This is a genomic window from Mesorhizobium sp. M4A.F.Ca.ET.022.05.2.1 (assembly GCF_003998845.1).
Lineage (GTDB): Bacteria > Pseudomonadota > Alphaproteobacteria > Rhizobiales > Rhizobiaceae > Mesorhizobium.
Genome location: NZ_RZOJ01000327.1, coordinates 1 through 6,713, shown reverse-complemented (window position 1 = coordinate 6,713; position 6,713 = coordinate 1). Strand labels below are relative to the sequence as shown.

6 protein-coding genes and 1 pseudogene are annotated in these 6,713 nt (G+C 64.3%); 1 reads left to right on the top strand and 6 read right to left on the bottom strand.

Going from position 1 to position 6,713, the window contains the following annotated elements; translation table 11 throughout:
• The 3 genes and pseudogenes from EN745_RS26420 to EN745_RS26410 all read right to left on the bottom strand — a co-directional run.
• A pseudogene (locus tag EN745_RS26420) lies at window positions 1-457 on the bottom strand (ABC transporter permease); the annotation flags it as partial.
• Window positions 457-1,539: an ABC transporter ATP-binding protein gene (locus EN745_RS26415; protein WP_127422621.1), complete on the bottom strand. Its 1,083-nt coding sequence runs from the start codon at window positions 1,537-1,539 to the stop codon at window positions 457-459. The pseudogene EN745_RS26420 and the gene EN745_RS26415, both read right to left, overlap by 1 nt.
• A gap of 85 nt (window positions 1,540-1,624) precedes the next feature.
• On the bottom strand, window positions 1,625-2,665 hold the full coding sequence (locus EN745_RS26410; protein WP_127406398.1) for an ABC transporter substrate-binding protein: 1,041 nt from the start codon (window positions 2,663-2,665) through the stop codon (window positions 1,625-1,627).
• A gap of 232 nt (window positions 2,666-2,897) precedes the next feature.
• On the opposite strand from EN745_RS26410, the gene EN745_RS26405 reads away from it, so the two are divergent.
• Entirely contained in the window at window positions 2,898-3,599 is a 702-nt protein-coding gene (locus EN745_RS26405) for a GntR family transcriptional regulator (protein ID WP_189363166.1), read from the top strand.
• A 9-nt stretch (window positions 3,600-3,608) separates the two neighbouring features.
• On the opposite strand, the gene EN745_RS26400 is transcribed toward EN745_RS26405, so the two are convergent.
• The 3 genes from EN745_RS26400 to EN745_RS26390 all read right to left on the bottom strand — a co-directional run bounded on the left by EN745_RS26400 (window position 3,609) and on the right by EN745_RS26390 (window position 6,572).
• Complete coding sequence (locus EN745_RS26400) at window positions 3,609-4,694, bottom strand: ABC transporter ATP-binding protein (RefSeq protein ID WP_127406400.1); 1,086 nt, start codon at window positions 4,692-4,694, stop codon at window positions 3,609-3,611.
• Complete coding sequence (locus EN745_RS26395; RefSeq protein WP_126056005.1) at window positions 4,684-5,292, bottom strand: cupin domain-containing protein; 609 nt, start codon at window positions 5,290-5,292, stop codon at window positions 4,684-4,686. The genes EN745_RS26400 and EN745_RS26395 overlap by 11 nt, the downstream gene beginning before the upstream one ends.
• A 209-nt stretch (window positions 5,293-5,501) precedes the next feature.
• Window positions 5,502-6,572, bottom strand: a complete 1,071-nt coding sequence (locus EN745_RS26390) for an ABC transporter substrate-binding protein (RefSeq protein WP_127422620.1) — start codon at window positions 6,570-6,572, stop codon at window positions 5,502-5,504.
• Between the last annotated feature and the right edge of the window lie 141 nt (window positions 6,573-6,713).

Below are 6,713 nucleotides of genomic sequence, written 5' to 3'. Positions count from 1 at the left end.
GCCAGCTGTTGATCAGGCCCTTGCGCTGCAGGATGACCAGCCAGGCATAGGTGCGCACCAGGACCGAGGTCCAGAACGGCAGGATGACCAAGACCAGGCATATCGAGGCCGCGCGACGCGGCAGTTGCGACAGCATGTAGGCCAGCGGATAGCCGAGCACGACGCAGGCGCCGGTGACGGCGAAGGCAACCTTGAAGGTGGTGAGGAAGGTCTTGATGTAGGAGGGCTGCTGGAAGAAGCGCGCGTAGTTCGAAGCGCTCAGCGCCCCGGTCTCGTCGAACAGCGACAGCCAGAACAGCCAGCCGATCGGCACGATGATGACGGCGAAGACGAGCAGCAGGCCGGGCGACAGCAGCGCCAGCAGCCCGAAAGATTCGCGGCGCGCATCGGCATGCAACGCATCGGCGTTGAGCGTCGGGGCGCTGGCATGGGGGAGTATGGCGGATTGCATGCTCATCAGTCCGCCGCCACCAGCACCACATCATCGGCATCGATACCGAGATTGACCGGTTCGCCGGGCCTTGGCAGCTTTGCCGGCACGTCGGAGCGGCAATAGTCGCGCAGCGTCACCTGGCGGCCGTCGCGCAGCGTGGCGTAGCAGACGAAACTGTCGCCCTGGTAGATGACGTCGCCGACGGTCGCCGGGATCGCATTGACGCTGCCCGCCGGTTGAGCCTCGGCGACGAGGCGCAGCTTTTCCGGCCGCACCACCATCAAATGGCAGCCGGCGGCTGGCGCCGCAGACGTCATGCGGATCTTCCTGTCCTCATACCAGACGCTGCCGTTGCGACTTTCGACCGGGATGAAGTTGGAATCGCCGATGAAGCCGGCGACGAAGCGCGTTTTGGGTGCGGCGTAGAGCACTTCCGGCCGGTCGATCTGCTCGATGCGGCCGGCATTCATGACGGCGATGCGATCCGACATGGTGATCGCCTCGCGCTGGTCGTGGGTGACGTAGACGGTCGTCATGCCCAGCCGGCGATGCAGATTGCGCAATTCGATCTGCATGTGTTCGCGCAGGCTCTTGTCCAGGGCCGAAAGCGGCTCGTCCATCAGCACGATGCGCGGTTCGAAGACGATGGCGCGGGCCAGCGCCACGCGCTGCCGCTGGCCGCCGGAAAGCTGGTCGACGCGGCGCTCGCCGAGCCCTTTCAACTGCACGAGGTCCAGCGCCTTTTCGACGCGCTCGGCCGTCTCCGACGCCGAGACGCGGCGCTGCTTCAACGGAAACGCGATGTTGTGGAAGACATTCATATGCGGGAACAGCGCATAGTTCTGAAACACCATTCCGATGTTGCGCCGGTGCGGCGGCATGGCGATGATCTCCTCGCCGCCGACCTTGATGCTGCCGGCATTCGCCCTGACGAAGCCCGCTAGGATCATCAGCAGCGTCGTCTTTCCCGAGCCCGACGGGCCAAGCAGCGTCAGGAATTCGCCGGCGGCGACATCGAGCGAAAGATCGCGCAGCACCGAGACGCCGCCGAACCTCTTCTCGATGCCGCTGATGCCGATGGGAAGCGCGGTCGGCGCGATGGACAAAAGCATCTCCCTGGACTCCGGATCATTCATGGCGGGACGGAGCTGGGGCAGCGCCTGGACGCTGCCCCGACCGGTGCCACCCTGTCTATTGCTGGATCAGGTTGTCGAACTTCTCGGTCGCCTCCACGAGGGTGTCGCGCCAGAACTCGGGATCCTGCAGCACCTGCTTCTTGACGTTGTCCGGCGCCGAGTTGATGTCCTTGATCCGCTCCGGCGGGATCTTGCCGGTCTCGAAGGCCTTCTCGTTCGCCGGGCCGTTGTCGACATAGAGCGGCAGGTTGGCCTGAAGGTCGGGGCTGACAAACTTGGCCAGCGCCTTCATGGCGAGGTCCTTGTTCTTCGAGCCCTTGGGGATGACCATGCAGTCGGCGGTCAGAACGCCTTGGTCGAAGGAGAAGCTGACCGGCGCGCCTTCCTTCCGCAAGGTGCCGGCGCGGCCGTTCCAGATGCTTGCCATGTCGACCTCGCCGTCCTTGACGAGCTGCATGGCCTGCGCGCCGGAGGTCCACCAGGCGTCGACATGACCGCGGATCTTGTCGACGGACTGCAGCGCACCGTCGATGTCGACCGGATAGACCTTGTCGATCGGGATGCCCTTGGCAAGGGCGGCGACGCTCAGCGTTTCCGTCGCCTGGCTGCCTGAGAGCGCGCGGCGGCCCGGGAATTTCTCGACATCCCAGAAATCGGCCCAGGTCTTCGGCCCCTTGTCGCCGAAAACGTCGGTCCGGTAGATCAGCACGACCGAGGTGTAGGAGATGCCGACCCAGTCGTCATGGACGAGCTTGGGATTGATGCCGCTTCTGTCGATGACGCTGTAGTCGAGTTTCTCGAACAGGCCTTCCTTGGAGCCGCGCGCGCATTCGTCGGCGCCGAGCTCGGTGATGTCCCATTTGACGGCATTGCCGGTGACCTGCAGGCGCACGTCGTCGAGGCCGTTGGTGGTGTCCTGCTTGATGGTGATGCCGAGTTCCTTGGCCGTGGGATCGAAGAAGGCCTTGGTCTCCGCCTCCTGATAGGTGCCGCCCCAGGAGGCGGCGGTAATGGTGTCGGCGGCCGATGCCGGGACGGCGACCGAGGCCAGCAGCCCCGCGACCGCAAGGCTCTGAATGCAACGCAGCTTCGTCATTTTCGCTTCTCCAACCGGTGTTCCCATTATCGTTGATTTGGTATGCTAATTTGTATACAATTTTGAGTGTAATTCGTCGGAAGCCGATGTCAACACGCGCCAAGCAATTTATGGTGACGAAAGACGGAGGCGAGAGCCGGAGTGCTTGCCGTTCTCGAAACGGTCCTGTTTCAAGCAAGCGCTAAAAGGCCCTAAACTGCGAAACCACGACAGACCGTTGGAGGCGGGACGCTTGAGCAAGGAAAGAAAGAACACGCTGCGCGATTCGGTGTTCGAGAAGCTGAAGGCGCTGATCATCACCGGCCAGATCCCGCCCGGCTCCCGCGTCACGGAGACCGACATGGCCGAGCGCCTAAAGGTCAGCCGCACGCCGGTGCGCGAGGCCTTCAACCGGCTGGAGCGTGACGGCCTGATGATCGGCCGCCCGCGCCAGGGCTATGTCGTGGCGGAGTTCAACCTGACCATGTTCCGCGAGGCCTTCGACATCCGCGAATTGCTCGACGGGCGCGCGACCGAACTGGCGGCGGCCACCGCCACCGCCGCCGACAAGACGAGGCTGCGCGCGATTCTTGCCGAATGCGAGCGGCTGGCCGCGATCCCCGACCGCGGCACCAGGGAGCAGTTCGAGGAATTGCAGGTCGGCATCGATTTGCACCGCGTGATTGCCGAAATCGGCGGCAACGAAATGCTGCACGGCATGCTCTGCGTCATACTCGACAAATGCCAGCAATATGTGTGGACAGAGCTCCTGTGGCTGGACGAGTGGAAGGTCACCCGCGAGGAACATACCGGCATCGTCGAAGCGATTTGCGCCGGCGACGTGGCCCTGGCGGGCGATCGCGCCCGCGCCCATGTGCGTGGGTCGCGTGAGAACATCCTGCGCCTGCTACAGGCCAAGTCCGACTATCAGGGTTTTTTCGCCAAGGCGTCGTGAGCCAAGCGGTCAATTGGTAAGCAAAGGGCAATTGGCGCCACGCCGCAGCCTGATGTGCGCCACGTCGCCGACGCTGAATTGAAAACCGTCAGCGCGGCGCGGAGCATCGATGATGATGGATGTCCCCTGCCCCAGTTCGGCGTGGAGGCGCAGCGTGCGGCCATGAAAGACAACGCCGCTTACCCGCGCCGGCGCGGTGCCATCGGCGGCCTCGGTGGTCGCCAAAAGGTCCTCAGGACGCACGCCGATGGTGCGTGTGTCTCCGGCGGCCGGCGCCTCGCCGGTGTCGGATACAGCTTCCAACGCCAGCTCGCCAGCCGCAAAGCGCAGGCGCTCGCCATCGCGGCCGACGAAGCGCGACTGCAGGAGGTTCATGGTGCCGATGAAGGAGGCGACGAACTTCGTCGCAGGGCGGTCGTAGAGAATCGCCGGCGGCGCGATCTGCTCGATGAGGCCCTTGTTCATGACGACGATGCGGTCGGAGATCGACAGCGCCTCGGTCTGGTCATGGGTGACCATGACGAAGGTGGTGCCGAGGCGGGATTGCAGCCGCTTCAGCTCGACCTGCATCTGCTCGCGCAGATGCGCGTCAAGCGCCGACAGCGGCTCGTCGAGCAACAGAACGCGCGGCTGGCAGACGATGGCGCGGGCAAGCGCGACGCGCTGGCGCTGGCCGCCGGAGAGTTCGAAAACGCGGGCGCCGAGCTTGTCGGCAAGGCCGACCATGTCGAGCGCCTCGCCGACGCGTTTCGCCTGCTCGGCGCCGGACAGCCCGCGTAGCGACAGGCCGAAGCCGACATTCTCTGCGACGTCCATGTGCGGGAAGAGCGCATAGTCCTGGAAGACGGTATTGACCGGGCGATCGAAGGGCCTCAGGCCCGTTATGTCGCGGCCCTCAAGCAGAACATTGCCGCTGGTCGGGCTCTCGAAACCGGCAATGACGCGCAGGCTGGTGGTCTTGCCGCAACCGGACGGGCCGAGCAGGGTCAGGAACTCACCCGGAGCGATATCTAGCTCGACGGCGTCGAGACCAACCACACCACCCGGAAAGACCTTTGAGACCTTCTGCAATCGAACGAGCGCATCAGGCGCCATCGCGCACCTCGGAGGGTTTTGTCGTGTTGACCCAAAGGATCTCGCAGCGCTCGGCGCCGGGGTTGCGGAAGGCATGCAGCAGCGTGCTCTTGAAGGCAAAGCTGTCGCCGGCCTTGAGCACGTAGGAGGTTGCGTCCACCACCAGTTCGACCTCGCCGGCCATCACGAAGCCGAACTCATGGCCTGCATGGGCGTAGGCCTCGGCCGTTCCGCCGCCGGCCTCGACGCTCACCAGCATGCCGGTGAGCGTCGCGGCAGGCGGCGACAGCAGCGCCTTGGCGATGCCTTCCGACTTGACGGGGATCTGCCGCCGCTTGTCGGCGCGCACGCAGTAGAGATCATTGACCGCCTCATTGCCGTCGGCGATCAGTGCCGACGGTTCGATGTCTAGCGCGGCTGCAAGCGGCCAGATCACCTTGACGCGCAGCGATGACATGCCGCGCTCGATCTGGCTGAGCGCGCCTATCGAAATGCCGGCTTTTACCGCAAGCTCGGCCAGCGACAGCTTGCGCTCCAGCCTGAGCGCCCGCACGCGCCGGCCGACGCGCACATCGGCATCGTCCTTCGGCTTCTCGGCCGATTCGTCAAAAACATCCATGCGTTAGTCCTTGTTTGGTCTCTTTACCGGTGCGGCGCAGCGCCGCCCAGCCTCCCCTTCTCCCCTTGTGGGAGGAGGTGTCGCCGAAGGCGACGGGTGAGGGGTGTTCCAGCTTGGCAACGACGGCGATCCGTCCAACACCCCTCATCCGTCTCGGCGCTGCGCGCCGATCCACCTTCTCCCACAAGGGGAGAAGGTGGAGCCGCAGCTTACCCCCCGGCCTTCACCTTCTCGAACATCTTGGCGACGTCGTCATTCTGCTTCATCGGCCCGGTGAAGATCGTGGTCTTCAGCATCACTTCCGGATCCGACGGCAGTTGCAGCTTGTCCAGTTCGTCCTTCGCCACGCCGGCGAAAGCTGTGCTCAGCGAACTGCCGTAGCCATAGGACTGGATCAGATACTTGCCCGAGTCGGCGTCCAGCCGGCTGTTGATGAAGTCATAGGCGAGATCGACGTTCTTGGCGTCCTTCAGCATGACGAAGCCGCAGGACCAGGTCAGCATGCCCTCCTTCGGCTTCATGAACTCGACCGGCACGCCCTGTTTCTTCAGCGATGTGGCCGACGCGTTCCAGGTCATGGCGGCGACGAGCTGGCCGCTTGCCAGCGCCTGTTCGACCGAGGTCATGTCGGTGGTGTAGCTGGACAGCAGCGGCCGCTGCTCGCGCAGCTTCTCCGCCACCTTGTCCATCTGCTCCGGAGTCATGTCGAAGGGGTTCACGCCGGCGAGCAGTGCCGCGACGATCGGCGTGTCATGCACGGCGTCGATGGTCGCCATGCGACCGGCATACTGCTTGTCCCACAGAAGCTTCCAGCTCGCCTCGGGGTTCTTCACCAGATCGGTGCGGTAGAGGATCGAGGTGTTGCCCCAGTCCCACGGCACCATCCAGACCTTGCCGTCGCCGGCCTGGATGTCGGGCAGGTTCTTGAACACCGGGAAGATTGAATCCCAGTTCTTGATGCGCTTGGTGTCGATCGGCTGCAGCAGGCCTTCCTTGTTCCAGCGCGCCACCTTGTCGTAGCAGGGGTGCGCGATGTCCGGCCGGAAGCCGGCCTTGACCTTGGTGAAGGCGTCGTCGTCGTCGCCGAAGATCGAGGCCTCGACGCCGTCCGGATGGGCCGCGAGGAAGCTCTTGTTGAAGTCGGGCAGTTCGTAGCCGGACCATGTGAAATACTGCAGCTTGTCGGCGGCAAGGGCGACAGTCGACGACAGCGCGAGCGCCAGGGCCGTAAGGCCGGCGCGGGTCTTGTGTCCGGTGATCGATTTCAGCTGGAATGTCATTTTCGTTCTCCTCTCTTTCGTTGTTGTGGTTCAGGCTGGATTGGCGGCGGCTGGCCGGCGCGCAGCGCCAAGGCCGCGGTGGCGCAGGATTTCGGCAGTGCCGGCAATGATGAAGGACACGGCCAGGATCACCGTTCCGAG

Coding starts and splice junctions, on each gene's coding strand:
- EN745_RS26410 (WP_127406398.1), bottom strand. CDS start 2,665: ATGACGAAGCTGCGTTGCATTCAGAGCCTTGCGGTCGCGGGGCTGCTG.
- EN745_RS26395 (WP_126056005.1), bottom strand. CDS start 5,292: ATGGATGTTTTTGACGAATCGGCCGAGAAGCCGAAGGACGATGCCGAT.
- EN745_RS26390 (WP_127422620.1), bottom strand. CDS start 6,572: ATGACATTCCAGCTGAAATCGATCACCGGACACAAGACCCGCGCCGGC.
- EN745_RS26400 (WP_127406400.1), bottom strand. CDS start 4,694: ATGGCGCCTGATGCGCTCGTTCGATTGCAGAAGGTCTCAAAGGTCTTT.